This window comes from Actinopolymorpha singaporensis, from assembly GCF_900104745.1.
In the GTDB taxonomy this organism is placed as follows: Bacteria; Actinomycetota; Actinomycetes; order Propionibacteriales; family Actinopolymorphaceae; genus Actinopolymorpha; species Actinopolymorpha singaporensis.
In genome coordinates this window covers 2,115,026-2,138,394 of sequence record NZ_LT629732.1, presented here as the reverse complement: position 1 = coordinate 2,138,394, position 23,369 = coordinate 2,115,026, and the positions used below count along the sequence as shown (strand labels likewise).

Sequence of the window (23,369 nt, the reverse complement as noted above, 5' to 3'; positions counted from 1 at the left end):
CAACATTCCGTTGTCAACGTTTCGTTGATAGGACACGTGTGATCAGGACCCTGGCAGACGCCACCCCGGACACCTGCGGTGGGAAGGCGGCAACCCTCGCGACCCTTCTCCGGCACGGGTTCTGCGTCCCCGACGGGTTCGTGGTTCCCTTCGAGGCTCACCGGGCCGCTCGCTCGACAGCACCGGCCCACACCCGAGCGGAGGGCCCCGACCAGGAAGTGATTCCTCCGGGTCTGGCGGAGCGCGTGGCCCAGCAGCTCGCGCAGATGGGTGATCCGCCAGTGGCGGTACGTTCGTCGGCCGCGAAGGAAGGCAGCCGTGAGGCTTCGGCCGCCGGGCAGTACGCGACCATCCTGGCCGTCCGCGGCACCAGCGCGGTGGTGGAGGCGATCCGCACGTGCTGGCGTTCTGCCCTCTCCGATCGCGTGGCCGACTACTGGAGCCGTTCACGCCACCCGAACCAACCTGGCGCTTCACCGATGGCGGTGCTGGTGCAACGCCTGGTCGACGCAGAGATCTCCGGGGTGATGTTCACCCCGGACCATGCGAGTACGAGTACGAGCACGAGGATCGAGGCGTCCTGGGGGCTCGGCCCCAGCGTGGTTGACGGAACGGTCGTCCCCGACACCTACCAGGTCGCCGCGGACGGACGCATCACCCGCGCCACCGCACAGAAGGCGGTCCGGCTCGACCGCGACCTCGGCGGCATCATGTGCCGCCCGGTGCGCGAATCCCAGCGCGGGCGCCCGTCGCTGGACGATCCTGCCGTCGCCGAGATCGCCGCGGCGGGGAAGAGGATCGCCGGACTTCTCGGCGCACCCCAGGACGTCGAATGGGCGATCGCTGACGGTCACGTCTGGATTCTCCAGGCCCGGCCGATCACCGCACCACTTCCCGACCTGCCCACCGGCACACCCACGACCACGACCACCACCACGGCCTCGGTGCTGACAGGCGCCCCCGGCAGCCCCGGAACGGCCACCGGCCCAGCACGCATCCTGCGCAGCCCCTCGGACTTCTCTCGCGCACGACCGGGCGAGGTGCTCGTCTGCCGCTTCACCGACCCGGCATGGACGCCGTTGTTCCGGATCGTGGCAGCTGTCGTCACCGAGACCGGAGGCGCACTCTCCCACGCCGCGATCGTTGCCCGCGAGTACGCCCTCCCCGCCGTGCTCGGCGTTCCGGAAGTCATGACCAGAGTTCACGACGGCGACCTTGTCACCGTCGACGGCACCACGGGCGTCGTCACTCCCGCACACCCCAGGAATCCCGCATCACGATGTTCAACGACATGAGCCATCTGCCCGCCGAACTACGTTGGACCGGCTTTCCCAAGGCGACACGCCCCTGGGATGGGCTACGCAGCAGGACGAGGTCGGTGTAGCAGGGTGCCCGGGTCGAGCCTGACGTCGTTGACCGCGTTCATGCCGACCACTTCGGGTCGCGGCCGCTGAGGCCGAGCGCCCGCTCGAACATCGGCGCGTCGGCCGGGACGTCCACCACCGCGCCGAACAGCCCCTCGCGGTTGGACATCTGCTCCGATGAGGCCGCCATCGAGGTGAACTCGAACACCACCTTCGTGCTCTCCTCGTCGACATCGAACGGCTGGGCGGTCGCGCGAGCGAGATCCCATCCGTGCAGCACGCACTCCTCCAACGCCACCATGCCGGCGACCTGCGCGGGCAGGGTGAGCCCGCCGGCGTGCGCCTGGCCCTCGTAGGCGGCCGGGTCGGACCAGGCGGCGGCGAGTTCGGCCAGCTGACGCGGGATGCTCTCCTGCCAGTCCGCCGGCAGGTTGTCCGCCGACGCCTGCGGGGGCCCGTCTGGCACGCCCTCCATCGTCACCTTGCGCGCGGCGGCGGTGAACGCCATCGCCAGGCCGCCGATGTGGTCGAGCAGGTCACCCACGGTGTAACCCTCACAGGGGGTGGGTGCCTGCAGTTGGTCTTCGCGGACCCCGCTCACCAGAACACCGAGCCGGCGGGTCGCCGGGCCGAGGTCGAACATCCTGCCCACCGAGGGCCTCCCGAAGGTCGTGTTGGTCGTACGCACCACGTCGTACACACCCTGCCCAACCGACCCGGCGATGTCCACGCCCCGCGCCTGGCTGTACGGGAGTCGACGCCGGCGACCAACAGCCTCAGCAGATCAGGCCCCGTTTCGCCTGCGGGCCGTGGCCGACAGGGGCTTCGCCGATCCAGCGCTCGTCGACGGGTTCGGACGCCAGTTGGTACCGCGAGTCCGACGACAGCCGGATCCGGTTCGAACGGTTGTCCAGGCTGGCATGCACGAGGTAGATGCTGAACGTCAGCAGGTCACCGGCACGGAACTCAGCGGTCAGCCAGCGTCCACCGAGCCGCTCGCGCACCTCCACCGGATCGTCGGACAGGCTGCCGTTCCAGCGTTCCCGCTCGCCCTCGGTGGCAGGGCCGGTGTTCGTGCAGTAGGTGTCGACGTCGCGGAGTGCGTAGTCCTCGCGGATCTCGGCCCGCCGGTGCGAGCCCTCCAGCACCATGAGCCCGCCGAGTTCGAAGTCCGCGTCACCCAGTGGTACCCACGCGGTGTAGACGTCGTGAGTCCCGCGGCCCATGAAGACGACGTCACCATGCGGTGCCGTGCCACGGCCCGGTGCAACGGCTCGCATCCAGGTGAAGTCGTAGTGCCGCACCGGTCCGCCGAGCAGCGACTCGTAGAAGCCCAGCAGGCGCTCGCCGTACAGCAGCCGGTGCAAGGCGTCGTTGTCATGGGCGAGATCCGGCTTGAACGTCAGGTTCGAGTCGGCCGGGGCGACGGCGAGGTCGGCCGGAAACGCCCGATCGGTGAGGCCCTCCTCGTACAAGCGGCTCGTCAGGCTCCTGCGAGCATCCGTCACGTCGGCCGGGTCGAAGAAGCCGGGCAGGAAGAGATATCCGTCCTCGACCATTCGTTCCCGAAGTTCGCCCGGGTTGTCGCGGACGCAGGTCGAGTCCCGCAACTGTCCCAGCGCGTTCGGCGCCGTGTCGAGTTCACGTCCCTGCGAGGTCAGGCGCGGCCAGTGCGCGGTCGAGGTCTGAGTCGGCGCGGTCACGGGAGTACTCCTTCTGGGGTTGGCGTATCGACGTGGGAAGGGTCGCCGGCGGCAGACCGTCAGCTGTGCTTGCCCGGATCACTCCAGAACCACGCCTCCGGGTCGTAGATCGCTGGTACGGGGATGTCCCAGGTGTTGATCTGCCCGCCCAGGAAGAGGTTCTCCCGCCGCGGGACGTTCTGCAGTTCCTTGTGTACGAGGATGACCTGGGGATAGTCGGCGACCACACCGAGGAAGAATGGGCCGTCCTTGATGTGCACCCGGCACATGTCCCACAGCAACCGGTTGCGTTTCAACGGATCGGTCTCGAGACGCGCCTTGTCATAGAGGCTCCACAGACGGCCGACCGGGCTGCCCTTCTCCGGCAGCACCCACGGCGGGTGCCGCTTCCACGGGCTCACGTCGCGTTCCTTGCGCAGCGCCGCCGGGTCGGTGCCACGCATGATGTACGCCTGCCCGTGCAGCGGCGCCCAGGTGTCGGGGATCGTGGGAATCACCCAGGACGGCCAGCTCATGATCCCGCCGCCACCGATCTCCCAGGCGGTGTTGCTCATCAGCTCACCGCGGTTCCACATGTCCGACCATGAGGTGGGTGCGACCGGATTCATCTCGGTACGGATTCCGATCGCCTTCCAGTCCCGGCGCAGGAAGTCGTTCTTGCGGATGTTCGCCTTCGCGGTGTCGGCCGGATAGTCCAGCCGCACGACCAGCTTGCTGCCGTCAGGCTTCTCGCGGTACCCGTCGCCGTCCTTGTCCACCACACCGATCCGGTCCAGGATCGCCTTCGCCTTCTCCGGGTCGTACGCCACGTAGGAGTCCCGCCAGCTGCGGTACAGCTTCTTGCTTCCCGCGTCGACCTGGAACTCCGGCGCTTTCGGGCTGAGCGTTCCGGTGGTCAGTTCGCCGGTGTTGTAGTACAGCGACTTGCGTACGTCCGCGCGGTTGTAGGCGTGCGAGAGTGCCTGGCGAAACTCGGGCTTGCGGATGAGCTCACGCATCGCCTCGTCGGGGTAGTCGTAGTTGAAGAAGAACATCGACCCGCTGCCGGATCCGCTGCCCCAGTACCAAACCTGGACACCGGTGCGCGGGGCGGCCTGCTTGAGTCCCTCGACGTCGGCGAGGTCGATGTTCGTGTGCTGCCCCTCGGCGAAGTCCGCCTTGCCCTGGGTGTACTGGAGTTTCATCACCTCCTGGTCCTTCACCGCGTTCCAGACCATCCGGTCCATGAACGGCAACTGGTTGCCGGCCTGGTCCACACACCAGTAGTACGGGTTGCGTTCCCACACGGCGTTGCGCGCCTCGTGGTAGGTCGACAGGTGCCAGCCGGTCGTCACCGGGCAGTCCGGGTTCGACAGGTGGTTTGCCTTGTTGTCGTGCTCGACGTACCAGTCCTTGGCGGTGACCTTCGGGTTGTACTTCGGGTGGAACTGCCGAAGATAATGACGCGGAAGCAACCAGTCGGCGCCGACACTTCGGTTCACCGTGTCCGCGAGGCGGTCGGGGGTGAGCGCGGCCGGGCTGTCGAACTCGAGCACCAGGGTGACGTCGTCCGGCGCGGTGATCTTCGCCACCGTCCCCTTGCCGGATACCGCCTCCTCGGGTGGAACCTCCGGGTGCTCGGGGTTGAGTACCGTGTCCTCCCACCAGTACATGATGTCGGCGGTGGTCCAGGGTGCGCCGTCGGACCACCGCAGTCCCTTGCGGAAGTGAAACGTCCACCGAGTGAAGTCGTCGTTGGACTCCCAGCTCTGCGCCAGTCCCGGGCCGACTTCCATGCCGTCGTTGAGCCAGCGCACGATCGAGTGGCCGTACATGTACTGACCGATCGACGCGTCATCGGCGGCGGAGGCGGTGAGGTAGCAGGTTCCGCCGTACTTCCCGGGATGCTGCCAACGGTGCGGTACGACGTACGGCGACTCGGGGATGCGCTTGCTCAGCGGCGGCAGGGCACCGGCCTTCACCCGCGCGGCCAACGAGGGCGCCTCGCGCAACTTGCCAGGGACCGGCAGCGGCTTGGTGACCGAGCCTTTGGCGTTGCTGCCCTTCGCCGCCTTGGTCGCTGGGCCACCAGCCTCGCCGTCTGCCTGGCACGCGCCCAGCGCGGCCGCGGCCGCTCCGGCAGCGGCCGCCCTTAGTAATGCTCGTCTGCTCAGGCTCGAGTTCGGCTCCATGATCGCTCCTGGTCGACCGGCGGCGAGGCCGCGCACCTGCAGTTGGGTTTTCGTAACCGGTACCGGTGCGAGTCTGCTCCTGCATGACCTGGCACGACATGGACAAACCGCTCGCATTCATGGACTTTCTTGCGTCTGCCGCATGTGCCGTGCGACAGTGCATGGCCTGCGGAGTCGACGGAGGGCGCCGTGGTCCAGGGATGGTCGCGTTATCTCACGCCGACGCCGGTCCAACGCCGGCTCGGCCTGGTGTGCCTCGGAGCCGGGCAGAAGCAGGAACTGGACCCCTGTCCGCCTCGCATCCTGCGTTCGCACGCGGCCGTGCTCGTGGTCGACGGTCAGGGCTGGCTGGAGTCCGGCGAGAGTGGCCGACGATCAGCAATCACGGCAGGCAGTCTGTTCTGGTTGTTCCCGGGAGTGCGGCACTCCTACGGCCCGGACGGCCGCGGCTGGGAGGAGATCTGGATGCTGTTCGAGGGGCCGGCGGTCGACGCGTACGAGGAACTCGGCTACCTGTCCCGCGACGAACCACTGATCCCGCTTGTCGACCTGTTCCCGGCGCGTTCGGCGATGGACCGGGTGCTCGCCGCGTGCCGTCAGCAGCATGCCGGCGCCGAGGTGGAGGCCGCCCACGCCGTACATGCGCTGATCCTCGCCGTCCAGAACCGGCGCGACGACCGAGCCGACGGCGCCGTTCTCGCGACGCTACGGGAAGGCGCGTGCGAGCCGTGGTCGGTCGCGGAGCATGCTCGCAGGGCGGGGGTGCCGGTCAGCGCACTGCGTCAGGTCGTCCGCCGCCACGGAGGGTGCTCGCCGAAGGAGTACCTCCTGCGCATTCGGCTCAACCGCGCCAAGGAGTTGCTGGCCGAGTCGGACCTGACCGTCGCCGAGATCGGCCGCCTGGTGGGCCACGACGACCCGGCGTACTTCTCACGACTGTTCACGAGGCGCACAGGAATGGCACCTCGGGACTTCCGCGCGCAAGAGCGGCGGCCCCGCTCGTCATGACTGTCGGGTGGCGCTCTTCGCGGGTCTGCGCCTCACGCCTTCTTCTTCCGCATGGAGGAGATGGCCGAACTCACCGCCGTCACGCCGGCGGCGGCCCCCACCGCGATCAGCCCGCCGCGCAGCGTCCGCCTGTCGGTCGCGGTCGCCCTGGCCTTCGCGACCACCGGCTCCTTCACCTGCTCCCACCTGCTCTTCCGGTGCAACAGCTTCATCGTCGTCCCCCCCGCCGAGATGGATCCTGCTCGGTACACCCTGGAACTAGGCCGCCGAGTCACCTTGGCACCCGAACCGGCCACCTTCTCCTGGACCACCTTCGCCTCGGCCGCCGGGCGCCGCCCCTTCGGCGCCGCTCTGAGCCGCCCTGCGCCGCACCTCACCGGCCGCGAGCTCCTCGGCCTTCCCACGGGCCTCCTCCGCGGCTGCCTGCGCAGCCGCGGCGGCGTCGTCGGCGAGCTTGCGGGCCTGCGCCAGCCGCTGGGTGGCCTCCGCGATCTTCTCCTGCGCTCGTTGCTGCGCGGCCTCGGCTCTGGCCCGGCTCCTGTCGAGTTCGTCCTCGAACCGCTCACCCACCTTGTGGACCGCCGCGTCCGCGTCGGCCTGCGCGCGTTCCCGCTCGCGCTCGACCATGGCGTCCGCGCGCTCCCGCGCCTGTTCCACCCGGCGGCGTACTTCCTCGGCCGCTTCGTTCTTGGCTTCGCGGACCCGGGCTCGCCCCTGCTCGGTCGTTCTGCGTACGGCATCGGCGAGTTCCTGGGCGTGGTCGGCCTCCGCCAGCGCGTCCTGCTCGGCCTGGCGTGCCCTCTCACTCGCCGCCCGTGCGCGCCTTAGCCGGGACTCCAGGGAGTCCCCCGTCAACGACAGCTTGCGGTGCCCCGCGGACTTTGCCCGGCCCTCGGTCACCCCGCCGCCGTCGGCGGCCCCCTCCGACGGATGGAACGCCCGCGTCATCACCCACGAAACGTTCGACGGCAGCTCCCTGACCCCGGTGGCCGCCTTGTCCGACAGCCAGTGGACTGCCCCACTTCGCGCCATCTCTCCCCCACGCGTTCGCGCACCCCAGTTCCGTTCAGACTACCCAGCGGCTGTCCGACGTTTTCCCGCGTTGACGTTTACCGACGTGGGGGCCGACGAAAGAGCCGGCCCGTCAACCACGGCTTGTCATCGTGGCGAGGCGGGGACCAATCCCTCAGTTCCGTACGTCGTGCCGGTCCCGGACATTCGGCTCGTCGCGCCGCATTCACAGCGCCCTGACGTACTGACGGCACACGTACACCCGGTGAAACCTCGCTCGTACGGAAGCTTCGAGTTCGCGCGGCGCCTGGCAGAACGCGATGAACGGGCCGGTCAACCCCTCCGGGCAGGTGAATCCCTGACCGTCGTCGGAGGAGTCCTTGTAGACGTGCAGGTAGCTGAACTGTTCGGTGAACCCCGAGGCGCGATACCACGCGTTGGCGGCGGTGTCCTCGCGAGTCCACGCGTCGAGTTCGCGAACGCCGTGGGGGCGAAGCTCGTCGACCACACCGGCGAGGAGGGCGCCGGCCACGCCGCGCCGCTGGTGGTCGGGATGGACGGCGAGGACCTCGATGGTCGACCGCGGCGGCGAGATCGTCGCGTCCAACAGGCCGACGACCTCGCCCCCGACAGCGGCGACCCGGCGCAACGCGGGAGCGCCGTAGGACGGCCGCCGCGTCACCACGTCGTCGTAGTAGTCGGTCGGGAAGAAGCTGAGCAGGCGGCACCGCAACCAACTGGCGGCGTCGGCGTCACGGTAGTCACGAACGTGGAACGAAGCGCACATGTGGGGATCCTGTCGGCGCGTCGGGACAAGGCACGGTCAGGTCCGCCGCAGACCGGGCCGACCGGGCCGGTCGAAGGGCCGAGAGGTCGCGGCGCGGACCACGAGTGAAGCCGAGCTCATCGCGAGCGCACGGGTGCATCGTGCCGACCGCCACGAGGAGCCCGCAAACAGATTTCCGAACGCGGTCACCGGAACTAGATTCGAAAGCCTGCACCTGCCGTTCCCGGCCAGCGACCCGCAGGAGGAGAGCAGATGAGCATCCAGCTCAACCACATCATCGTCCCAGCCCACGACAAGCGCGCCTCCGCCGAGTTCCTGAGCTCGATCCTCGGCGTCCCCGTCGGCGAGGACAGCGAGCCGTTCGTACCCCTGACCGTCAGCAACGGCGTGACCCTCGACTACGCGAACGCCTCGGACTTCCAGCACATGCACTGCGCGTTCCTGGTCGGCGAGGACGAGTTCGACGCAGCGTTCGAGCGGATCCAGAAGGCAGGACTCACCTACTACGCCGACCCGGGCCACCGGCAGGTGGGCGAGGTCAACCACCGTTGGGGTGGGCGGGGCGTCTACTTCGACGATCCCAACGGACACAACATGGAGATCCTGACCCGCGCCCCGGACTGAGGAACCTAAAGGTCGGACCAACGCGACGGGCTGCAACAGATAGTGCAGCCGCCCTGGATGCGGGCAGTGGGTAGGCCGAATGTGAAGCGCGGGTGGGCTGCCGGCCAGATCACGGCAGCCCACCCGCGGACTGTGGGCCCCGTTCACCCGCTCCTGCCCGCCTACCCGAGGTGCGGGCACCTATTCGAAACAAGTCGGGCGGTGCCGTAGGGTCGCAGGCACGGCAGTAGGTCGACCCCGAGGAGGCGAGATGACGGAACCCAACCGCCGCCCGCGAATCGTCGTGGTGGGCGCGGGATTCGCCGGATTCCACGCGACTCGGGAGCTGGAGCGCCTGTCCCGCGGCCGGGCCGAGATCGTCCTCATCAATCCGACCGACTACTTCCTCTACCTCCCGCTGCTGCCGGAGGTAGCCTCGGGCGTCCTCGACCCACGCCAGGTGTCCGTTCCGCTGTCGCGGACGCTGCGGGACGCCTGCCTCACCCTCGGAACCGTCGACGGTGTCGACCTGGACTCTCGTACGGTCAGCTACGTCGACCCGGAGGAGCGCCGGCACGAGGTCACCTACGACCGGCTGGTCCTCGCGCCCGGCAGTGTCAACAAGCTCTTGCCCATTCCCGGTGTGTGTGAGTACGCACACGGTTTCCGGAGCGTCGGCGAGGCGCTGTATCTCCGGGACCACCTGATCGGGCAGATCGAACTCGCCGGCGCCTGCGACGACTCCGTCGAGCGGGAGGCACGGTGCACCTTCGTCGTCGTCGGCGCCGGATACACCGGCACCGAAGTCGCCGCCCAGGGCCAGCTCCTGACCAAGCAGGTCGCCCGCGCCAAGAACGGCGTGGACGAGAGCCAGGTGCGCTGGTTGCTGGTCGACGTCGCCGACCGGCTGCTGCCCGGGCTCGACCCGCGGCTGGCCGCCACCACCGACCGCACGCTGCGCCGGCGTGGCGTCGAGGTCCGCACCGGCACCTCGGTGGAGAAGGCCACCGCCGACGGTGTGCTGTTGTCCGACGGTGAGTTCGTGCCCACGAAGACCCTGGTGTGGTGCGTCGGCGTACGCCCGGACCCGCTCATCGAGAGCCTCGGCGAACCCACCGAGAAGGGCCGGTTGGTGGTCGACGAGTACCTCAGCGTCCCGGGCCGGCCGGAGGTCTTCGCCTGCGGAGACGCCGCCGCCGTACCCGACCTGACCAGGCCGGGGCAGGTCACCGCGATGACCGCTCAGCACGCCGAACGCCAGGGCAAGGCGGTGGCGCGAAACGTCGCAGCGTCGTTCGGTGACGGGCGCCCCAAGCCCTACAAGCACCACGACCTCGGCTTCGTCGTCGACCTCGGAGGGTTGTCCGCGGCCGCCAACCCGCTCGGGGTCGCGCTCGCGGGTGCACCCGCCGCGGCCGTGACGAAGGGCTACCACCTGCTGAGCGTGCCGGCCAACCGCATTCGCATCGCCGCCGACTGGGCGCTCGACGCGATGTTGCGACGGCAGGTCGTCAAGCTCGGGTTGGTCGGTCCGAACGCGGTTCCGCTGGAGTCCGAGCAGCAGTGACCCCCGGGGGCGGTCTCAAGCAGGGCGTCGATCATGCCTGTTCTGCCGGGGCGAACCGCAACAGCGCACCCACGCCGTCACGGAGTCCGGCCTCGGCCGAGACCACCTCTGCCACCGCGTCGGACGCGGCGCCGGCCCGGATCAGCGCCTCGTCGAGCGCCTCCTCGCTGATGGAGACGTCGCTGTCGGCGGTCCCTCCGGCGGTGAAGAGCCGGCGTAGTTCCGCGGCGTCGGAGGCGAGCTCCGCCGCACCGGTACCGATCGCGATCTTCCGGCGGGAGGCCTCGGGCGCGGTGCCGTTGCCCGGGTCCTCCTCGGTCAGCAGAAGGGTGTCAACTGCGCCCTGACGCAGGGCCTGCAGGACGTCCGCCGCACCTTCCACACCGGTGCCGGCCGACATCCGGCCACGCAGGCGCTCGACCAGGTTGTCCTGGATCAGGCGTTCGATCTCGGCAACGGCGTCGTCGAGCGCCGACTCGGCCTCCGCGCTGACGTCACCACTGCCCGCCCGGTCGCTGGTGCGCACCAGGTCCTGAACGCCGTGCGGGAGATGGTGGACGACCCGCGACCGGGCCTCCACCGCACCGACCAGCAGCACGCTGGACAGCCTGGCACTTTCCACCAGGCGGACGATGTTGTCGGCCACCAGCTTGGCGTTGCGGTCCGCGGTCTCCTCCACGGCGTTCTGCATCCGCCGGTTCGACAAGCCCGCGCCGCGCACCTTGTGCAGCGGACGCTGCTCGCCGCGCACCTGCGCGTGTCCTTCGTCACCGCGACCGCTCTCGCCGTGCCCGCTGGTCGGCGCACCGCGCACCACGAAGTCGGCTCCCGAACTGTCCACCACCACGACGCCGTACCGCCGGGTGTCGGCGTTCGCGCGTACGTAGGCTGCAAGGTGCGGCAGCGGCGCCCACGACGCGTGGTCGCCACCGACCGGGCCGTGCAGGGAGTCGGTGAACAACACCTCACCGCCCGCGGCGACGACGACCATCCCCTCGGCCGCCGTCCGGCCGGGCGGCTGGCCGTTCACCGCCTTCCCGGCTGCGTCCACCGTCGGCTCGTCGGCCCCCTCGGCGACCAGTTGCTCGGCGAGGGCCCGCCAGCGAAGATCCACGCTGGTCTCGGAGGTGGCATCGGCGACTCCCGGCTCCAGATAGGCCGTGACGATCGGGCCGGGCCGTTCGAAGATCTGGTTCAGCGGGGAGAGTCTCATTTCGACCGGCTACCCGAGGTGCCCGCACCCAAACGTTCAGCCGAACGCGGCCACCGGGTTGTCCACCATCAGGGTCCGCCACCACGACTCGTCCAGCGCAGGCAGCAGCTCGTCGTACACGAACGTGTAACCGAGGAACTCTCCGCCGCCCGGCTCCCCGGCGTGGTACCAACCGCTGTCGTTGGCCACCAGGGTGCGGTCGAGCAGGCCGGCCGCGGCCATGCGCTCGACGCAGGTCCGTTGCCACTGTGTGTCACCCGGGCGCAGACCGTCGAACTCCACCCAGGCGCCGGCGCGGGCGACCTGCTCGTGGATGTCGCCGTCCGGCTCGGCCTGCGCGTGCACCCAGACGAACTGGGACGCCGAGACGCCCACGTCGGCGAAGATCTCCAGTTGTTCCAGCGCGGCGACGCCCGCCGTGGTGTGGGACGCGACCGTCAGCCCGGTCTCCCGGGCGGTCAGCGCGGCCGCGCGGACGAGCTTGCGGTCCAGGTCCTCCAGCGCGCCGTCGCGTACCGCCGTCTTGACGAACGTGGGACGCGCGTGCGGGTTGCCGGCGATGCCGTGGGTGTACTCGTCGACGAACCGCCGCGCCAACTGCTCGGCCGACAGCTCGTGGACGTAGGGAGGTACCCCAACCCTGTCCGCCGCGCCGTAGATGCCGGTGTTGGTGGCGATCTCGACCCCCGTCGCGTCGGCGAGCCGGGCGAGGAGGACCGGATCGCGGCCGAGTCCCTGCGGCGTGCACTCCAGCAACCGCCGGCAGCCGAGGGCGTACACCTCGTCCAGCTTCGGCTTCGCCGCGGCGAACACCTCGTCGGCGTCGTACGCGTGGGGGTCCGCGACACCACCGAAATCGACCAGGACGTGCTCGTGCACGAGGACGCTGTCGGGGACTGGAGCCTTGTCGGGGACCACGGCCGGTGTCGTCATGGTGTGAACCGTAGTGCAGGTCAGGGGCTCGCGAAGGTCGTGGCCGCCCTGAGGTAGCGCCCCACGTACAGGTCCTGCGTCCGGCGCGCGAGCGGGCCGCCAAGGCGGGCCAGCAGGTTCCCCGGCCGCGAGAACGCAGTCACGGTGAACACCACGGTCCCGTCGGTCTCGCGGGAGACCACGAAGCTCTCCTCGCCCTGCTCGGGGTGGCCGGGCAGGGTGCCGTACGCGAAGCCACGCCGGTCGGGTTCGTCGACGGCGTGGACCACCCGGCACGGCGCGACGACTCCCCACCGGCCGATGCCGAGGACGACCGCGACCACTGCACCGGGCGTGGCCGTGGGCCGGTCGGCGTACACACCGAGGCCGGCGCGACGGTGGAGTTCCCAGCCCAGCACTCCGTCGGCACAGCTGTCGAAAGAGCGTTGCCCCCGGCCGACCCGGACCGAACGGGTGACCGTTCGGTAGCCGCGCGGAAGCCCGCCGGCGGTCGCGCCGACCTCGGGATACGTGAGAGCCGCGTCGGCGAGGGCCGCCAGCGGTGGTACGCGGAGAAGCACCGTCATGCCAGCGCCTCTCCATGAACCGACAGCGGACTCGTCCTCGCGGCATACGCAGGGGGCACCGGGTCCAGCCACCGCACGAACCGCGGCTTCACCATGAACGCGAACAGGTGGTTCCCCGCCGGGGTGTAGTGACCGTTGTAGAAGCGGTCGCGGTACTCCTGCGGAGTCAGCGAGAAGGCTCGGTAGTCGGCGACGTGGGCGGCCAGCGAGTCCACGTACTCGACACCGAGGTCGTCGAGCGAGCGGACGAACTCCTCGTCCGGCCGGGGCTTGCCGGCACAGGCGTCCGCGACGGTCCCGCCGGGGTAGCTCAGCAACACCAACAGGCGCTTGCCCAGCGAGGCGAGCTCGCGCCGGGTGCGTTCGACCAGTACGGCCGAGGCGCGGAACGCACATCGATCGTAGAAGGCCTCGGCCGAGGACGCACCCGCGTCGTGCCCGCCGAGGTCGAGGTCGAGGCCCAGCGCGGCGGCGGTCTCGCGGTGGCCGGCGAGGAAGTCCCAGCGCCCGGTGAGCCGCCCCACCAACAGGTGGACCACCAGGTCGTCGCCGAACGTCTCCATCAGAAAGTCCGGATCGCACAGGTGATAGAGCGACTCCCCGGTCGGGCACGGGTTCGGCTGGTCCACCAGCGCACCGGTGGCATCGAAGCGGACGTGCTCCCACGGGTTGGCGTGGAACATGCTTGTGGGCAAGGACTGGTAACGCTCCCACCACTGCCGGCCGACCCGTAGCATGCGGTACGCGTCCAGGCTTCGGTAGTGGTCGTCGAGATAGATGTTGAGAACGACGTGCTCGGCGCTCGCCGCACCGGCTTCCTCCCGGCGCAGCCGACGGCACGCCTGCAGTACGCCGTACCCGCCGACGCCGAAGTTGCGCACCGGCTCGCCGAGGTGGGCGGCGAGGTACTCCTGCCAGGTCTCGCCGTCGCTGACCTGGTGGCACTGAGTGAAGCTGTCCCCGTAGGTGTTGACGCGGCAGGGCCGGTCCGCGTAGGCGATGGTGAGGCGCTCACCGAGCGGGCCGTAGCGGTAGGTGCTCACCGATTCGTCCACGCCGTCGGGCACCCGGGAGGGATGCGGGAGGTAGCCGAGTTCGGGGTCGAACCTCGCCCACTTCGGCTGCTCCGGGTCGAGGAACCGGTCGACCTCCGTGCGGGGTAGTACCGCCTCTGCCAGGAATGCGTGCACGTGGTCCCGAAAGTTCGCCGTCATCGCGCCCTCCTATGATCCTCGGCGGCAACCGTAGTCCAGGGATCGTGGGCGATGCGCGTGTACGAACAGGTGGGAGCTGACCGGCGTCAGCCGCAAAACGCAGGCCGACGATGGCGCCGGGGCCGAGGCCCGCGCCGGGGCCGCACCAGGGCGACGATCGCCGCCGTCGGTCTCCTCTGCGCCGTCGCGGGCTCGGGCTGCACCCTCGAGGTCGACGGCGTTCCGGTGGGCGGGCCGACGGACCGGACCACCACATCGCCGGCCGTGCAAGCGACCTCAGCGCCGGTGTCCGACGGACGCGCCGTCGACCCGCTGGACAATCCCGACGGCACCAAGCCCGGCCTCGCCCCTCTCACCTCGGCCGCCGAACTCGGCGCGGCGCGCCGCCTGATCGAGAAGGTGCGCACGGCCGGGCGCGGACCGAAGACGGGCTACGACCGCGACCGGTTCGGCTCGGACTGGACCGACACCGCCGACGGCGTTCCCTTCGCCCGCAACGGCTGCGACACCCGAAACGACGTGCTCGCCCGGGACGGGCAGCACCTGCGCTACCGCAGAGGATCGAACTGCGTCGTGATGGCCATGACGCTGGCCGACCCCTATACGGGTAAGGCGATCTCGTGGCGGAAGCAGGACGCGGCGAAGGTGCAGATCGACCACGTCGTACCCCTGTCGTACGAGTGGCAGTTGGGCGCGGCCCACTGGACCGAGGACCGGCGGGAGCAGATCGCCAACGACCCGCTGAACCTCATGCCGGTCGACGGCGCGACCAACTCCGCCAAGCGCGACTCCGGCCCGGCGTCCTGGCTGCCACCGAACAAGCCGATCCGCTGCGCGTACGCGGTGCGGTTCGGCCAGGTGGCGCTGAAGTACGACCTGCCCGTCACCCGCGCGGACAAGTCGATGATGCTCACCCAGTGCCGGTAGTGGTAGTAGCTGCCGGCGGCCGGCGGCTCCTCGGGCCGGCGGCTCCTCGGGCCGGCGGCTCCGCGGAGCCCGGCTCAGGCCGGGGTGAGCGGCTTTCCGGGGGTGCGCGTCTGCTGCTCGCCGACGGGCTGATGCTCCAGCTGCTTCCGGTCGGGGGCCTTCTCCAGGCCGGGCTTCGCCGTGGACTGCTTCCCGGTGTCCGTCTGCTCCGGCCCGGCGGCTCGCTCCTCCAGAGCGCGGGCCTGCGCCGCACCGCGTTCGAAGGCTGCGCGCGCCTCCTCCGAGTCGTCCCACGTGTCGTGCCCCTCGAACTCGCTCGGCCCCCGGCCGAGGCGTTCGTTGACCAACTGGTCGTACAACGGGGTGTCGCTCATTGGTTGTCGCTCCTAGATCCCCGGACAGCCACCCTCCGTTGGCCGCCGTGTTCGATCAGATTAACGGTATTTCGTGGTTGACGCCTGCCGGAACCCGTAAGGAACCACTGGGCCATATGCACCGAATTTCCCCTTCCGTCGGGTACACGCTGGGTGGTCGGCGAGCCACTTTCGGTGGATCACGCACTTACAGGCGTGACCGGATCACGCTTTCTGAGATCTTTTTTCGATTGGTCCCGATCTCCCGCTTGACCAGCAGTTTCTCCACTCCGGAGGGGACGTACGAGGGTGCCGAAGATCGTTCGGCGATTTGAACGGCCCCTTGGTTCTCGCAAAGGTGATGAAGTCCCGATCAAGTTACGGAAGGACCCATACCGATGTCCCGACGATTCACCCGGGTGATCGCCTTCGTCGTCGCGTTGGCGACCCTTTCCTTCGTGGGAGTGGGTGCCGCCTCGGCCGCCACCGCCCCGGACGCCGCGACGGCCACCACCAGCACGGTGTCGGCACCGGTCACCGGCACAGCCGCGGACGGAAGCACCTTCGACGGCACCTTCACGCCGACCAAGTTCGCCACCCAGAACGGCAAGTTGGTGGCGATCGGCGACCTCACCGGAGACCTCACCCGCGCCGACGGCAGCACCGCCGCCGTCGACAAGTCGGTCACCCTGCCGGTCAACACCGCGGCCTCGACGGGTAGCTGCCAGATTCTCGACCTGGTGCTCGGGCCGCTGGATCTCGACCTGCTCGGCCTCGTCGTCCACCTCGACACCGTTCACCTGAACATCACCGCCGACCAGGGCCCCGGCAACCTGCTGGGCAACCTGCTCTGCGCCGTCACCGGTCTGCTCGACAACACCGGTGGACTGAACCTCGTCCTCGGTCAGATCGCCAACCTGCTGAACCAGATCCTCGGCATCCTGGGCTGACCCGAGACATACGCCTGAGGCGCAAGCTCAGACGGTGAAAGTCAAGAACGCGCCCCCGCCTCGTCGGCGGGGGCGCGTTCTCGTGTCCGGAGTAGAGCCGAGCGGGCGCGGTGCGACGCGGTAGGCGTGACCACGGCCGATACGACGAAACTCAGGCCGGCACCGACCTTGTGGTGGTGGCGCCGGAAGTGACGGTCTGCCCCGCGGGCGCCGCATGGGCGGCGGGTCGCTCGCCCGGCTCCGGGGCCGGCCTGCGGCCCCGGCGAACGGCGAGCCTGCTGCCCTCGGTGGTTCCGCCCCACACGCCGTACGACTCGGGGAGGCCAAGTGCGTGGTCGCGGCACTCGTCGCACACGGGGCAGGCGGCGCAGAAGGACAGCGCCCGCGCCTCCCGTGCCCGGCGTGCGGGCAACGTCTCACCCTCAGGTCCGTAGAACACGTCAGAGGGTTCGCCGGCACAGGCGGCCGACTGGTGCCATTCCCACGTTCCGTCGGGTATGGGCCTGTTTCGCCCCCCGGGCTGAGCGGCTCGGCGCTCGGGCATGCTGACAACCTCTCGTTGCCACGGCCCCCCCCGCCGCAGATGTGTTCACAAGATCGGGTCGGACCTTCCGGCCGTGACGATCAGTCGACCTCCGTTGCTTGACAGCACTCTGTGCCAGTCAAGCAACGGAAACGACCCATCGCACCGGGTCGAACCAGGCCAAATTCGGCGGTTCAGAGCCTCGGAATGAATGGCCGCCGGCGCCGGTGCCGCGCCGCGAATGACGCAGTGCGCATACTCAGGGCCTCTCAGTAGAACGTCGCCCGCTGTGAGCGGCAGGCCCACCGCGTGAACCTGCAGGCGACAACCTTACGTAGTAAACCCGTCGACGCAAGTCCCCACTCTTGCGACCGGCAGGGCACCCAGCGTGTGCGCCGGTCGCACTGCTGCATTTCTCCGGCAGCGGCCCGAGAATCTGTCGCAACTGCGGTCACGCAAAATCCAGATCGTGACGGACGTGGGTGACGACAAGCACTCGGACATTCCGTTTTCAGGCCTTCAGCGGCCGGATTTTCGCCGCGTTCGACATCACTTCACTCGTGGTTCGCAGGCGTCGCCGTGCCCCGGATTCGCCGGGCAGCGACAACACTTCGATGGTGTTAGGCTCGCGCCGCAGCGCTGCCCAGGAGTCGAGAAAAGGTCGGAGACAAACCGATGGCGAACGTCCTGCAAGCTGTCCTGCAACTGACTCTTGGCCTGATCGGCATCGTCGCCGTGGTGCTTCTCCTCGATCGCATCGAGGACAATCTCGTCACCGGCCGCCACCGTGGGCGAGGACGCGCGGAGGCACGGAGCTGGTGGCGGAAAGCGAAGCGCACCGGCGCGAAGGTTCCGGAAGCGGTGGCTCCGGCGACCGCCCCCGTGGCCGGCGCCGAAGGCCTCGCCGTGACGAGGCGGCAGCCCTAGCTCCCAGGGCCCGGGCCCTGGGAGATGCCCCTCGCTCGCGGCCGCATCGGCTCGCGTCCCGGCGGGACCGCTCAGTCGGTTCGGTCCGGTTCACCGGCCGCCACCACGAGGTCCGTGTCCGGACCGGTCGGTTGGGCGGCCACAGTCGGTTCGGCGAGTCGCGGGACCACCCGGTGCACCGTGGCCAGTACGACCGCCATCGTCAGGCAGGTCGCTCCCGCCACGCCGACGGCACCTCCTGCGTAGGCAAGGACCAACCGGCTCCGGCCCACCTCGACCGGTGGCGTCAGCGGGCCCTGGTCGGCCAGTGCGACGAGAAGCACCGCACCCACCAGCGCCGCACCCCCCACCAACGCCAGCCCGCCCACCATCCGAGGGTGCGGGTCACTCGGCGCGCCGGTGGTCCGGGACCGTTGGGCGAGCACGAGAACGGCGGCGACCACCGACGCCCAGGCGCCGACGATCAGCAGGGCGGCGAGAGCATCGCTTGGACGGTGCCAGCCGGCGGACAGCGTGGCGATCCCGGTGAGTGCCGCGTAGCAGGCGCCCAGGACCGCGACCATCGCCCGCAACCGTGCCGGCACGACCATGACCGCGGCGACCGCGACCGAGGCCGCGACGGTCATGTGCCCGCTCGGCAGGCTGTTCGGCGCGCCGATGTTGGTGCCCGCGATGCCGAGGTCCGGCCGGGAGACGACGTAGTCCTTCAGGACCTGCGTGGTGAGGTTGGCGCCGGCGACGAGTACGGTCGCCGCCACGGCGAGCAGGACCCGCCGCCGGGCAAGCGCGATGAATCCGAGCACGATCGTCGCCGCCACCAGCGACGCAAAGGAGACCGCGTCCAGTACGCCGCTCACCAACTGCTCCACCGATGCCCGGCCGAACCTCGTGCCGCGCAACACGGTCGCGTCGATGACCTGGCCGTGGGGAGTGCGGATGAAGATCCACCAGACGAGCGCGAGCGCGGCGGTCTGCGCAACCGCCAGCGCCAGCAACCAACCAGCCAGCAACCCGCGTACCAGACTCCGCATCCGGTCACGGTAGCGGCCGGGCGCCGTCCGCGCTGAAAGATCCAAGTGCCCTGCCACGTTAGATTCGGTCGTGGACAGGCCGGGCGATCGCACGACGAGACCGGATGGGGCGGTGGGACAGATGAACAGTCCTGGCATGGGCAGTGCGTCGAGGGTCGCCGTGGTGGGAGCAGGGATCGTCGGCCTGAGTACGGCGTACGCGCTGACCGAACTCGGCGTCCGGCCCGACGTCTACGAGGTGGGCGTCCCGGGCAACGGGCAGTCGACCGGCCAGTCCCGGCTGTTCCGGCACTCGCACGAGGATCCCCGGCTGGTCGCGTGGGCGCGGGAGAGCCGGGCGGTCTGGCGCACCTGGCAGGACCGGCTCGGAGTCGAGCTGGTGTCCGGCGACGGCGCGGTCAGCATCGGGCCGGACACCGAGCGACGGCTGGCGCTGCTGCGCCAGGCTGGTGTGCCCGCCCGGATGGTCGACGCCGGCGAGCTCGCGGAGCTGGTGCCGCTGGTCCGGGGACGGGCGGCCGGCTCGGCGCCGGCGATGTTGGACGAGACGGCCGGGGCGATCCGTACCCAGGCCGCGATCCGTGCGCTCGCGGCGGCCGTCGACGGGGAGATCGTCAACGACGAGGTGCTGTCGGTGCACGCCGCGGGGCCCGGGCAAGGATCTCCAGGACCGGGCGGGTCAGGCGGAACGAACGCCCGGGCGCAGGTGCGTTCGGTGAGCCGTCGCGCCGACTACGACACGGTGGTGGTCTGTGCGGGCCGCGGCACGCCTGCCCTCGCCCGCGGAGCCGGGCTGACGGTGCCGGTCGAGTTCGGGGCACACGCGCGGGTGACCTTCGCGGTGCGCGGCGAGCCGCCGGCGAGGCTGGCCTGCCTGCAGGACGGCAGCGGGGACTTCACCGCGGGCAGCATCTACGCGGCTGCCCTTCCCGGTAGTCGTGCGTACGCCGTGGGGGTCAGCGGACACGTGGCGGCACGCCCGGACGGCAGTGTGGCCGACCCCGACGGGCTGGGCAGACTCGCCGACGGCGCCGTGGCCTACGTACGCGAGGCGCTGCCCGGGCTGGATCCGGACCCCCTCGGCCACGTGCACTGCTGGACGACCGAACTGCCCTGGGGCCCGGACGGCCTCGCCGTCTGGCGGGCCGGGCCCGAGGGCCCGGCCGGGCAGGTGCTGTTCGTGGCGGGCAACAACCTCTTCAAGCACGCTCCCGCCCTGGGGCGCGCCCTGGCCCGGGCCGCCGTGGGCGAGGAGCTCGCCGCGGACCTGCGTCCCGAGGCGCGACTCGGTTGCCCGACCTCGCCCGGATCCGCCCCCACGGCTTGAACACGGCCAGGACGAACGCGAACCCCACCAGGAGAGGCGACACGATCGGCGGGTAGATCATGTCCCGCGGCGGCACACCGGGATGCCCCGCCGCAAGCTGCCGGCCGTACTCCGCCGCCTCGGTGACCGTGGGCCGCAGCGCGACCAGGACCAACCCGGTGAGCAGAAGGTTCAGGGCGAGCTTCACCGCCACCCACCAGTACTTCAGCAGGCCGTACTTCGTGCCGAGCCCGAGGACGATCCCGCTCGCCAGACACACCAGGCCGGTCACCAGGAGCGGCCACACGGTGAACAGGTGCAACGCCTGATAGCACAGTGCGACGGTCCGGGGGTCGTCCGACAGCACCGCGGTGAACACCACCACCGCCATCACCACGTCGACGCCGAGCCACGTTCCGGCGGCGGCGATGTGGACGAGCAGCACTCCCCTGCGCGCCCGGCCGGAGAGGGCGGGCACGCGGACTGAGGGAAGGGGCACGCGGCCCGGATCCGTCGCGGTGGTCAGCGGCATCCGGTCATCCTCACGCGGCGGGGTGGGCCGGATCATCCGCCCGGGAGCCGATTCGCTCCTACGCCGATCCGCGTACGCCGCGCGGGCCGTACTCCCTGGTCCGGTGCACTCAGGGCACGGCGTGCGCCAGGGACCCACGTTCCGGCCCGTTGGTAGGGTCGACCCGGCGCCGGCCGACGCCGCAGGACACACCGTGAGGGGAACCACATGGCCCACGAGGTCGAGATGCCGGAGTTCGTCCGCGCGCACGAGGAGGGCCACCTCACCGTGGACGTCCGCGAGCCGGAGGAGTACACCGCCGGGCACGTGCCCGGGGCGCGGCTGATCCCGCTGGGCACCCTCGTCCAGCACACCGCGAGCCTGCCGAAGGACCAGCCGATCTACGTGATCTGCGCGAGCGGTCATCGCAGCCTGGCCGGCGCCGACGTCCTCACCCGGGCGGGCCTGGACGCCCACTCCGTCGCCGGTGGAACGCTCGGGTGGATGCGGGCGGGCAATCCCGTGGTGACCGGCGACTCGCCGACCTGAGACCACCCGGCCGATCTGGTGTCACCCGGCCCGATTCGCCAGGTCCAGCGGGCCGTCGACGAGGCGGTCGGCTCGGGTAAGGAACAGTGCGTGCAGGTCGCGGCGTACCTGCACGGTGAGCAGATCGCCGAGGGGCCGAGCACGGCCGAACGAATCGCCGCCATCGTCGCCGCCGCGGTGTAGTTCGCCAGGGCGGTCGCCTGCGGGTCACCTCCCGCGGCGCTCGCGGTCGAGTGCCAGGACCGCGCGTTCCCACTCCTCCGCGCAGACGGTCAGAGCGCAGTCGTACGGGCAACTCCAGGTCGGCACCTCCACCACCGACGTGGTGGGTGAGGTCGGCCGGAGTGGTTCGCGGCAGACCGGGCACACGTCCCCCTCCTGGGGCGGCTGCCCGGTTGGCGCCGGTCCGGAAATCATGCCGCCAGGATAGGCCGGTCGCGGCGGTGATCTACGGTACGTTCACGGTGGCTGCCGGGCGGTGCTGCGAGGGGTGGGAACGCGCGCAGGAGCAGGGACCAACTGCCGGCGCGGGGACCGAGCACAGGAGCAGGCATCCGTTTCGGCGAAGGCGAAGGGCGGAAGGCGTTCCAGTGGCACACATGGGCGACGGCGACCAGCTGAGGTGCTCGTTCTGCGGAAAGAGCCACCGGCGGGTCGAACGGCTCATCGCCGGCCCGGCGGGCGTCCACATCTGCGCGGGGTGCGTGCGGTTGTGCAAGGAACTGCTCGAGGAGGACCTGCTCCGTTCCGCCGCCGACTCCGGCGAGGACGCGCGGACGGCGGTGTCCGGACCGGCGGGGTTGCCCAAACCACGCGAGATCTCCCGCTTCCTCGACCAGTACGTCGTCGGCCAGGACGCCGCGAAGAAGACGTTGGCCGTCGCGGTCTACAACCACTACAAGCGCGTCCGGGCCGGATCCGGCGGACAGCCGACCGGGCCTGGCGGCCACCTGACGGCAGCCGGGACCGACGACCGGGTGGAGCTCGGCAAGTCCAACGTGCTGCTGATCGGGCCGACCGGCTCCGGCAAGACCTACCTCGCGCAGACGCTGGCGCGGTTCCTGGACGTGCCGTTCGCGATCGCGGACGCCACCGCGCTCACCCAGTCCGGCTACGTCGGCGAGGACGTCGAGACCATCCTGCGGAAGCTGGTCCAGGCCGCCGACAACGACGTGGCGAAGGCCCAGACGGGGATCGTCTACATCGACGAGATCGACAAGATCGCCCGCAAGAGTGAGAACCCGTCGATCAACCGGGACGTCTCCGGCGAGGGCGTCCAGCAGGCGCTGCTGAAGATCCTCGAAGGCGCCGTGGTCGACGTCCCGCCGGGCGGTGGTGCCAGGCACCCGGCTCAGGACTCCGTCCCGTTCGACACCAGGGACGTGTTGTTCGTCGTGGGCGGAGCCTTCGCCGGACTCGAGCGGATCGTCGAGAGCCGGTCCGGGCGCCGAGGTGTCGGCTTCGGCGCCTCGCTCCGCCTCAGCACCCAGCGCGACGAGCACGCCGGGCTGGACGACGTGACACCGGACGACCTGCGCGAGTTCGGGCTCATCCCGGAGCTCGTGGGCCGGCTGCCCGTCGTGACCACCGTGCACTCACCTGACGCGGCGGCCCTGGCGCGGATTCTCACCGAACCCCGCAACGCGCTGGTCCGGCAGTACCAACTCCTGTTCGAACTCGACGGGGTCCAACTGGAGTTCACCGACGATGCTGTGACGGCGATCGCGGAGCAGGCCCTGCTGCGCAGGACCGGCGCGCGGGCGACCCGCGCCATCCTCGAGGAGGTTCTGCTCAACCTGATGTACGAGATGCCCAGCCGCGACGACGTGGCCCGGGTCATCGTCACCCGCGAGACGGTGCTGGACAACGTCAACCCGACACTCGTACCCCGCGATCGATCCACTCCTCGCGGCCGGCGCACCGACCGGCGGGACCGCCCCGCCTGACCGGACCGTCGAACCCGCCTGACCGGACTGTCAATCCGTCCTTCTGCACTGTCAATCCGTTCTTGCGCTCGGCACTCCCTGCGCACGGAGGTCGTGTCGACGTCGGCGGGGCTGCCAGTGGCGTTCTTCCCCACCGGCGCAGCCCAACGATGACGGTGACAGGTCCCGACCAGCCGGGGTGAGGGTGTAGAGGTGCCGCCTGCGCC

The 23,369-nt window shown here is 70.2% G+C and carries 24 protein-coding genes; 10 read left to right on the top strand and 14 right to left on the bottom strand.

Going from position 1 to position 23,369, the window contains the following annotated elements; genetic code table 11:
- Positions 1 to 38 precede the first annotated feature (38 nt).
- Positions 39 to 1,295, top strand: a complete 1,257-nt coding sequence (locus tag BLU27_RS09765) for a PEP/pyruvate-binding domain-containing protein (protein ID WP_197681760.1) — start codon at positions 39 to 41, stop codon at positions 1,293 to 1,295.
- A 127-nt stretch (positions 1,296 to 1,422) separates the two neighbouring features.
- Here the strand turns inward: BLU27_RS09765 and BLU27_RS09760 are convergent, their stop codons facing one another.
- From BLU27_RS09760 to BLU27_RS09750, 3 genes are read right to left on the bottom strand one after another with little or no spacing between them, the layout of a single operon-like run.
- A complete protein-coding gene (locus BLU27_RS09760; protein WP_197681759.1) occupies positions 1,423 to 2,094 on the bottom strand; it encodes a TIGR03086 family metal-binding protein in 672 nt (223 codons plus the stop codon).
- Positions 2,095 to 2,140: 46 nt separating this feature from the next.
- The gene (locus BLU27_RS09755) at positions 2,141 to 3,067 is read right to left on the bottom strand and encodes a phytanoyl-CoA dioxygenase family protein (RefSeq protein ID WP_092652573.1); all 927 of its coding nucleotides are present in this window, start codon (positions 3,065 to 3,067) and stop codon (positions 2,141 to 2,143) included.
- Positions 3,068 to 3,126: 59 nt separating this feature from the next.
- The gene (locus BLU27_RS09750; RefSeq protein ID WP_092652571.1) at positions 3,127 to 5,238 is read right to left on the bottom strand and encodes an ABC transporter substrate-binding protein; all 2,112 of its coding nucleotides are present in this window, start codon (positions 5,236 to 5,238) and stop codon (positions 3,127 to 3,129) included.
- A 189-nt stretch (positions 5,239 to 5,427) separates the two neighbouring features.
- On the opposite strand from BLU27_RS09750, the gene BLU27_RS09745 reads away from it, so the two are divergent.
- Positions 5,428 to 6,246, top strand: a complete 819-nt coding sequence (locus BLU27_RS09745) for a helix-turn-helix transcriptional regulator (protein WP_092652569.1) — start codon at positions 5,428 to 5,430, stop codon at positions 6,244 to 6,246.
- A 32-nt stretch (positions 6,247 to 6,278) separates the two neighbouring features.
- Here BLU27_RS09745 and BLU27_RS09740 read toward each other — a convergent pair whose 3' ends face one another.
- The 3 genes from BLU27_RS09740 to BLU27_RS09730 all read right to left on the bottom strand — a co-directional run bounded on the left by BLU27_RS09740 (position 6,279) and on the right by BLU27_RS09730 (position 8,044).
- On the bottom strand, positions 6,279 to 6,458 hold the full coding sequence (locus BLU27_RS09740) for a hypothetical protein (RefSeq protein ID WP_092652567.1): 180 nt from the start codon (positions 6,456 to 6,458) through the stop codon (positions 6,279 to 6,281).
- Between the two features lie 46 nt (positions 6,459 to 6,504).
- The gene (locus BLU27_RS09735) at positions 6,505 to 7,278 is read right to left on the bottom strand and encodes a hypothetical protein (RefSeq protein ID WP_092652565.1); all 774 of its coding nucleotides are present in this window, start codon (positions 7,276 to 7,278) and stop codon (positions 6,505 to 6,507) included.
- Positions 7,279 to 7,483: 205 nt separating this feature from the next.
- The gene (locus BLU27_RS09730; protein ID WP_092652563.1) at positions 7,484 to 8,044 is read right to left on the bottom strand and encodes a GNAT family N-acetyltransferase; all 561 of its coding nucleotides are present in this window, start codon (positions 8,042 to 8,044) and stop codon (positions 7,484 to 7,486) included.
- 252 nt (positions 8,045 to 8,296) lie between these two features.
- On the opposite strand from BLU27_RS09730, the gene BLU27_RS09725 reads away from it, so the two are divergent.
- Together BLU27_RS09725 and BLU27_RS09720 are read left to right on the top strand one after the other, a co-directional pair.
- On the top strand, positions 8,297 to 8,668 hold the full coding sequence (locus BLU27_RS09725) for a VOC family protein (RefSeq protein ID WP_092652561.1): 372 nt from the start codon (positions 8,297 to 8,299) through the stop codon (positions 8,666 to 8,668).
- A 250-nt stretch (positions 8,669 to 8,918) separates the two neighbouring features.
- A complete protein-coding gene (locus tag BLU27_RS09720; protein ID WP_092652560.1) occupies positions 8,919 to 10,214 on the top strand; it encodes an NAD(P)/FAD-dependent oxidoreductase in 1,296 nt (431 codons plus the stop codon).
- A gap of 31 nt (positions 10,215 to 10,245) precedes the next feature.
- Here BLU27_RS09720 and BLU27_RS09715 read toward each other — a convergent pair whose 3' ends face one another.
- The 4 genes from BLU27_RS09715 to BLU27_RS09700 are packed head-to-tail and all read right to left on the bottom strand — an operon-like array spanning position 10,246 to position 14,140.
- Complete coding sequence (locus BLU27_RS09715; protein ID WP_092652558.1) at positions 10,246 to 11,427, bottom strand: baeRF2 domain-containing protein; 1,182 nt, start codon at positions 11,425 to 11,427, stop codon at positions 10,246 to 10,248.
- Between the two features lie 36 nt (positions 11,428 to 11,463).
- Positions 11,464 to 12,360 (bottom strand): phosphotriesterase family protein, encoded by an 897-nt coding sequence (locus BLU27_RS09710; RefSeq protein ID WP_092652557.1) that lies wholly within the window; start codon positions 12,358 to 12,360, stop codon positions 11,464 to 11,466.
- A gap of 20 nt (positions 12,361 to 12,380) precedes the next feature.
- A complete protein-coding gene (locus tag BLU27_RS09705; RefSeq protein ID WP_092652555.1) occupies positions 12,381 to 12,926 on the bottom strand; it encodes a DUF1990 family protein in 546 nt (181 codons plus the stop codon).
- On the bottom strand, positions 12,923 to 14,140 hold the full coding sequence (locus tag BLU27_RS09700; RefSeq protein WP_092652553.1) for an SGNH/GDSL hydrolase family protein: 1,218 nt from the start codon (positions 14,138 to 14,140) through the stop codon (positions 12,923 to 12,925). The genes BLU27_RS09705 and BLU27_RS09700 overlap by 4 nt, the downstream gene beginning before the upstream one ends.
- Before the next feature lie 285 nt (positions 14,141 to 14,425).
- Between BLU27_RS09700 and BLU27_RS09695 the strand changes: the two genes are divergently transcribed.
- Positions 14,426 to 15,067, top strand: coding sequence for an HNH endonuclease family protein (locus tag BLU27_RS09695; RefSeq protein ID WP_206744646.1), 642 nt, complete (start codon positions 14,426 to 14,428; stop codon positions 15,065 to 15,067).
- Between the two features lie 74 nt (positions 15,068 to 15,141).
- On the opposite strand, the gene BLU27_RS09690 is transcribed toward BLU27_RS09695, so the two are convergent.
- Positions 15,142 to 15,441 carry a hypothetical protein gene (locus BLU27_RS09690; RefSeq protein ID WP_092652549.1) on the bottom strand — a complete coding sequence of 100 codons (300 nt, stop codon included), beginning with the start codon at positions 15,439 to 15,441 and terminating at the stop codon, positions 15,142 to 15,144.
- A gap of 377 nt (positions 15,442 to 15,818) precedes the next feature.
- Here BLU27_RS09690 and BLU27_RS09685 point away from each other — a divergent pair, with 377 nt between their 5' ends.
- Positions 15,819 to 16,370 carry a hypothetical protein gene (locus tag BLU27_RS09685; protein ID WP_092652547.1) on the top strand — a complete coding sequence of 184 codons (552 nt, stop codon included), beginning with the start codon at positions 15,819 to 15,821 and terminating at the stop codon, positions 16,368 to 16,370.
- A 151-nt stretch (positions 16,371 to 16,521) separates the two neighbouring features.
- Here BLU27_RS09685 and BLU27_RS09680 read toward each other — a convergent pair whose 3' ends face one another.
- Positions 16,522 to 16,914 (bottom strand): WhiB family transcriptional regulator, encoded by a 393-nt coding sequence (locus tag BLU27_RS09680; protein WP_092652545.1) that lies wholly within the window; start codon positions 16,912 to 16,914, stop codon positions 16,522 to 16,524.
- Positions 16,915 to 17,568: 654 nt separating this feature from the next.
- Between BLU27_RS09680 and BLU27_RS09675 the strand changes: the two genes are divergently transcribed.
- Positions 17,569 to 17,820 carry a hypothetical protein gene (locus BLU27_RS09675; protein ID WP_092652543.1) on the top strand — a complete coding sequence of 84 codons (252 nt, stop codon included), beginning with the start codon at positions 17,569 to 17,571 and terminating at the stop codon, positions 17,818 to 17,820.
- Positions 17,821 to 17,891: 71 nt separating this feature from the next.
- On the opposite strand, the gene BLU27_RS09670 is transcribed toward BLU27_RS09675, so the two are convergent.
- On the bottom strand, positions 17,892 to 18,851 hold the full coding sequence (locus BLU27_RS09670) for a phosphatase PAP2 family protein (protein ID WP_092652541.1): 960 nt from the start codon (positions 18,849 to 18,851) through the stop codon (positions 17,892 to 17,894).
- Between the two features lie 136 nt (positions 18,852 to 18,987).
- On the opposite strand from BLU27_RS09670, the gene BLU27_RS09665 reads away from it, so the two are divergent.
- Both BLU27_RS09665 and BLU27_RS09655 read left to right on the top strand, forming a co-directional pair.
- On the top strand, positions 18,988 to 20,178 hold the full coding sequence (locus BLU27_RS09665) for an NAD(P)/FAD-dependent oxidoreductase (protein WP_172804921.1): 1,191 nt from the start codon (positions 18,988 to 18,990) through the stop codon (positions 20,176 to 20,178).
- A gap of 718 nt (positions 20,179 to 20,896) precedes the next feature.
- On the top strand, positions 20,897 to 21,217 hold the full coding sequence (locus BLU27_RS09655) for a rhodanese-like domain-containing protein (RefSeq protein WP_092652539.1): 321 nt from the start codon (positions 20,897 to 20,899) through the stop codon (positions 21,215 to 21,217).
- Between the two features lie 207 nt (positions 21,218 to 21,424).
- Here the strand turns inward: BLU27_RS09655 and BLU27_RS28920 are convergent, their stop codons facing one another.
- The gene (locus BLU27_RS28920; RefSeq protein WP_157728375.1) at positions 21,425 to 21,634 is read right to left on the bottom strand and encodes a hypothetical protein; all 210 of its coding nucleotides are present in this window, start codon (positions 21,632 to 21,634) and stop codon (positions 21,425 to 21,427) included.
- 173 nt (positions 21,635 to 21,807) lie between these two features.
- Here BLU27_RS28920 and clpX point away from each other — a divergent pair, with 173 nt between their 5' ends.
- Complete coding sequence (clpX, locus tag BLU27_RS09650) at positions 21,808 to 23,163, top strand: ATP-dependent Clp protease ATP-binding subunit ClpX (RefSeq protein WP_092652537.1); 1,356 nt, start codon at positions 21,808 to 21,810, stop codon at positions 23,161 to 23,163.
- The last annotated feature ends 206 nt before the right edge of the window (positions 23,164 to 23,369 follow it).

Coding starts and splice junctions, on each gene's coding strand:
- BLU27_RS09750 (WP_092652571.1), bottom strand. CDS start 5,238: ATGGAGCCGAACTCGAGCCTGAGCAGACGAGCATTACTAAGGGCGGCC.
- BLU27_RS09740 (WP_092652567.1), bottom strand. CDS start 6,458: ATGAAGCTGTTGCACCGGAAGAGCAGGTGGGAGCAGGTGAAGGAGCCG.
- BLU27_RS09735 (WP_092652565.1), bottom strand. CDS start 7,278: ATGGCGCGAAGTGGGGCAGTCCACTGGCTGTCGGACAAGGCGGCCACC.
- BLU27_RS09730 (WP_092652563.1), bottom strand. CDS start 8,044: ATGTGCGCTTCGTTCCACGTTCGTGACTACCGTGACGCCGACGCCGCC.
- BLU27_RS09725 (WP_092652561.1), top strand. CDS start 8,297: ATGAGCATCCAGCTCAACCACATCATCGTCCCAGCCCACGACAAGCGC.
- BLU27_RS09720 (WP_092652560.1), top strand. CDS start 8,919: ATGACGGAACCCAACCGCCGCCCGCGAATCGTCGTGGTGGGCGCGGGA.
- BLU27_RS09715 (WP_092652558.1), bottom strand. CDS start 11,427: ATGAGACTCTCCCCGCTGAACCAGATCTTCGAACGGCCCGGCCCGATC.
- BLU27_RS09710 (WP_092652557.1), bottom strand. CDS start 12,360: ATGACGACACCGGCCGTGGTCCCCGACAAGGCTCCAGTCCCCGACAGC.
- BLU27_RS09705 (WP_092652555.1), bottom strand. CDS start 12,926: ATGACGGTGCTTCTCCGCGTACCACCGCTGGCGGCCCTCGCCGACGCG.
- BLU27_RS09700 (WP_092652553.1), bottom strand. CDS start 14,140: ATGACGGCGAACTTTCGGGACCACGTGCACGCATTCCTGGCAGAGGCG.
- BLU27_RS09690 (WP_092652549.1), bottom strand. CDS start 15,441: ATGAGCGACACCCCGTTGTACGACCAGTTGGTCAACGAACGCCTCGGC.
- BLU27_RS09685 (WP_092652547.1), top strand. CDS start 15,819: ATGTCCCGACGATTCACCCGGGTGATCGCCTTCGTCGTCGCGTTGGCG.
- BLU27_RS09680 (WP_092652545.1), bottom strand. CDS start 16,914: ATGCCCGAGCGCCGAGCCGCTCAGCCCGGGGGGCGAAACAGGCCCATA.
- BLU27_RS09675 (WP_092652543.1), top strand. CDS start 17,569: ATGGCGAACGTCCTGCAAGCTGTCCTGCAACTGACTCTTGGCCTGATC.
- BLU27_RS09670 (WP_092652541.1), bottom strand. CDS start 18,851: ATGCGGAGTCTGGTACGCGGGTTGCTGGCTGGTTGGTTGCTGGCGCTG.
- BLU27_RS09665 (WP_172804921.1), top strand. CDS start 18,988: ATGGGCAGTGCGTCGAGGGTCGCCGTGGTGGGAGCAGGGATCGTCGGC.
- BLU27_RS09655 (WP_092652539.1), top strand. CDS start 20,897: ATGGCCCACGAGGTCGAGATGCCGGAGTTCGTCCGCGCGCACGAGGAG.
- BLU27_RS28920 (WP_157728375.1), bottom strand. CDS start 21,634: ATGATTTCCGGACCGGCGCCAACCGGGCAGCCGCCCCAGGAGGGGGAC.